Annotated in this window: 3 protein-coding genes; 1 reads left to right on the forward strand and 2 read right to left on the reverse strand. The window is 42.5% G+C overall.

Annotated features, from left to right (window positions below; translation table 11 throughout):
• The coding region (locus tag IID12_09815) for an endonuclease/exonuclease/phosphatase family protein (GenBank protein ID MCH8289383.1) at positions 1–1338 on the reverse strand (1338 nt) is incomplete at its 3' end.
• A gap of 277 nt (positions 1339–1615) precedes the next feature.
• On the opposite strand from IID12_09815, the gene IID12_09820 reads away from it, so the two are divergent.
• Entirely contained in the window at positions 1616–3226 is a 1611-nt protein-coding gene (locus tag IID12_09820; protein ID MCH8289384.1) for a tetratricopeptide repeat protein, read from the forward strand.
• A gap of 112 nt (positions 3227–3338) precedes the next feature.
• On the opposite strand, the gene IID12_09825 is transcribed toward IID12_09820, so the two are convergent.
• On the reverse strand, positions 3339–3548 hold the full coding sequence (locus tag IID12_09825; GenBank protein MCH8289385.1) for a hypothetical protein: 210 nt from the start codon (positions 3546–3548) through the stop codon (positions 3339–3341).
• Between the last annotated feature and the right edge of the window lie 975 nt (positions 3549–4523).

The raw sequence follows: 4523 nt of genomic DNA on the forward strand, positions 1-4523 counted from the left end.
AAGTCGGGTATCACTCGCAACCAGCCCGTACGCATTCAGCGTATCGGCACTCAGTTCATCCGTCCGGAGAACGAAACTTTTTTCTAATTTGATTGCGCTGTCGGTATAAATAATGAAATCGAGCCTGCCCGGACTGAAAGGGCTATTATCGTTCTGCCATGTGTAAGTTTGAAGAAGGTCTGTATGCCTTGGAATCGCATCCGACAGGTTCGTGCCGTCCCAATCAGGTGAAAAGTCACTCCCCCATTTCGAATTGTCCGAAATATCGCCTGTCAGCAAAGTCTCTAACTGACTCCTCTCTCCTACCAAGTTAAAATCACCGGCTAAGATAACGGGTGTATCCTCTTCCAAGTAAATTACTCCACCCGGCAGGAAAGCGTCTCTGAGAAACGCCATTATACCGTCAATATCATTTTGTCTGCCCGCATCATTCGCACAACAGGGAGTATGTGCGCCGATCACGAGAAGGTCTTTTGCATACGTCGGTTTTAATTTTATAAGAAAGGCTCTGTTAGGACTGTTAGGAAGCCATGAATCCAGAATTTCGTACCTGCTTGCGAGAGCGATATCGTTTTCATCAATGAGCGTAAACCATTCTTCTCCGTCTCCCGACGGTAAGATCGATTCCATCAGTTCCTTCAAATCAGCTGAGCTGTGTGAATATATTTCCTGAAAAGCAATAATTTCCGGATTCAGGGCGCTGAGGATTCTATCATATTCGTCAAATAAATTCGGATCGAACAAATCGTCCCCATGAACGTTCCACGTCAGAAACCTCAGGTGCGAAAAATCGGTGGAGGATATCCGTATCGGCATTATCGGCTCTAAATCCACCGGTTGAATGGTGTAAACTAAATTAACGCCGAAATCGGGAAGCATGTCGAAGTTATCGGCGTCCTCAAAGAGAACTGAGATTGTGTTCCCTGTAAACAGATCATTCAACCCGTCAGGCTTTGAATCCAGACCTATGGAGATTTCGAATATTTCGGAGCTGACGGTCGGGAAGGTTCTTATCCTGATATCGGAGTGTCCTATCACCGTGCTGTTATTCCCTGTGTAGAACATGCCGCTTTTTGCTGCGAAATTCCATGTCAATTCAGCGCCTATACTACCAATAGCGAGTCCCGTGGCGCTGTTATTGTCGGTATCAAGATAAAGGGTTGAGTTAAGGAAGCTCTGGAGATTTATTTCGAAGTTGAGTTCTATGTATAAATAGAGAAAGGTCTCATCGTTCAGAATCTTAAGCCCACCGAAATCCACTCCCCCTGCAGCAACGTCACCGACAATATCCTCGTACAGATAGGAAACCTCGTCCCAATCAGAAAATTCTCCATCCATAAGAATCCTACCGGACTGACTTTGGAGCAAAGCCGGATTCAAGAGCATAAAGGTTAGCACAAAAAAAACAGCGCGATACATGTATCAAAATTAAAACAATGATCGGAAAATCCAAATCAATAGCTGATAGGGTACGAACGGACAATATTGACCATCTAAATATTGTTAATTAATATTATAGACATTAATATATGTCCCTGCAGATTGCAAGAAAGCGAAAATGACCCGGTATTCATTCGACAGTAGAACAAAATTTTAACCCTTTAAGGGGATTGAGATGTTTAATGTTACAACTCTTATGGTTTCATTAATAATTATATTTATGCCTCTGGTTTCTTTCGGGCAGGAATCGGACTCCGTTCAAGCGGTCTCGCCCGGTATATCGAATGAAGGATTATCCAATGATCTCGATCCTCTTAGAACCGAATTAACATCTGATTTTTCCGCGCGGGAGGATTCAATTATTAATTTTTATGAATCCCGGATCGATTCTATTGAGAAACTCCATAAAACAATTATAGATTCTATTACTCTTTCGCTTACCGAAGAACAGATCCACAAACAAGATTCCCTCAGAGCGGCGGTCACCGCCGACCTTACCGGCAAATTTGAAAAAGAAAAAGAAAGCCTGAAGTTATCTATTATGTCTAAGATGTCCTCTTCAAAATCTTCCGATTCGGATAATGCCAAAAACTATCACCTCTTCATCATGGAGTTGAAAGAATTAAACGAGAAGGATCTATTCGATGACGTTGTTCTGGAGATAGAAAATTATACGCGGCTTTACTGGTCAGGAAGACGTTCGGAAGATCTTCAATTGAAACTCGCTCAGTTGTATGAGGAAAAGAAAAAGAAGTATGAGGCGCTGGCGTCTTATGTAAAATTTATTTATCTATATCCATCTTCTCCTAAAGGTGACGACGCAAGAGCGAGTCTTATAAATCTTATTTCCGGTAAAATTGACAAAAAAATTAAGATAAAACAGGAGGAACTTACAAGAATAGCAGCGCTGCCGCTTCAGGAAAAATCGTATCCGGCTAAGTACTTCGACTACATCCAAACTATTTATAATCTCGAGCTTAAGTATTTAAATAAATGGATATTGAATGAAGTCCGATATTTTAACAGTATTCTTCCAAACGACGAAAGGCAACCCCAAATTGCCCTGTGGCAAGCGGGATTGCACGAACGGCTCGGAAATAAAAAAGAATCCGCCTCTCTCGCCCGAAAGGTGGTTATCGGTTATCCGGACAGTCCGCTCGTTCCCGATGCGCTCTATCTTCAGGCAAGGGTTCAAACGGAAAAATTAGGTAGACACACCGAAGCAGTGTCTAATTATTTATCTATAGTAGAAAAATATCCTACACATTCCGTTTCCGCCACAGCGCTGTTCAATGCGGCTACGGTTCAGACTAAGAAACTCAAGGATCACTCCGAAGCCGTCAGAACTTTCAAGAGAATTGTCGATGAGTACCCTGACAGTGATTTACCCGTCGAGGCGCTGTTTCAAGGAGCTAAGGTGCTGACCGACAAAGTGAAAGACTATAACGGCGCAAGAAGGTTCTATCATCTTGTGACATCCAAGTATCCCGATGATCCGAGAGGAGGCGAAGCGTTGGAGGCTGCCGGTAAGGTAGCCGAGAGCAAACAAAAAGACGTGAATAAAGCCATAGCCGATTACGTCTCAGTGCATGAAAAATTCCCTCGATACAAAAAAGCGGTGGAATTGCTGATAAAAGCCGCACAGCTTCAGGAAAAGAAACTGAAAAATTTAAACGCCGCAGTTGTTACACTTCAAAAAATTATTCAAAAATATCCGTCCTACAAAGACATTTCGAAGATTCAAAAAAAGATAGTTAAATTGAACGAGAAGATAAATAAAGGATAAAAAAATATACCCCGTTATAAACGGGGCATTTTATGTAAACAGGCTATAGCACAGCCTGATAATTAATATAATTATCTGATTATCAAATTAGACTTCCACAAAGAGATTCAACTTAAATTAAATCGCCCTTTTTGCACAGTATCGTTCCGCAGCTGCAGCTTATATGGTCTTCATTATTAAGCCAGGGATAGTCCTTTGGATCCGGGCTCCAGTAAGTACCACATTCGTCACATATAAGATACTCTAAAACTTCTGCTTCGGATTCATGCAGTTGGTGTGGAAGTGTCCAGTTATCTTCTCTATGTCTTAACGCAGTTACCATTTCATTTCCTCTCTACTACCTTATAACGCAACTTATTGCAAAAAGTTTAATATTTTCCTCACATTTACCGGCTCTCATCACTGATAATAGGGGCAATTTATATGCCAATGAATTATTAATTCCCTGATTATGTCTCATAAACCGTATAAATCCAGCACTTTACCAGATATTTTTCCCGTCGATTCTTTTTTTGCTGATAATATTAAGTGGCAGCTGATTGTCATAATGAGACGAATTCTTCATCATTCAAAACGCCAATTAACTATGACAGAACAATAACACCCCTCCTCCGCCCGCCGGCGGATGCTCCCCTCAAGGGGAGAGTATTAGGAATCCCTTTTTGAGAGGGGTGTTCCAAAGGAACTCCTCCGGAACCGTCCCTACATATCCCATAAGAGATGGGATTCGTGTAGGGACAATTCATGAATTGTCCCTACTGACACTGGTTTCGATGTCACCACAGTTGGCGGGGTAGGCGATTTATCCACAGCAGAACAACGCAGGCACCTCCGGTGACTGCGCCACATATCCCATCGAAGAGGGAATCGCGATATCTCCTCCCTCGAGGGAGGTGGAAGTTTATCCCGATTCTGTTTCGGGAGAGGGTGTGATTTATCCTACTCGATGAATTATGAAGAAATCCGAACAATCACATCCCTCGTCTGTCCCGACCCTTCGGGGCGGACACGCCCTTCAAAGGGAGAGAGATAAAAATTTCCCTCCCACCGGATGATCTGTGATTTCATGAGTACTTGACTTGTTAAGGGGAGTACCGTATAATTACCGAACCTTTAATATTTGTGTAAAGTGCTTGGCTATGCGTTCAAAAAGAGAGAATCTCTTTTCCGGGTATCATAGCACTATTAAGGTAATTTAAACAGCGGAGGATTGGATGAGTTCACAAAGCGATTCAAATCAAGGCGGTTCCGGGATTTCCACTTTTGTTCCCTACATCTCGGCGGAAACAAAACTGCC

Source organism: Candidatus Neomarinimicrobiota bacterium, from assembly GCA_022567655.1.
Taxonomy (GTDB): Bacteria; Fidelibacterota; SORT01; order SORT01; family SORT01; genus JADFGO01.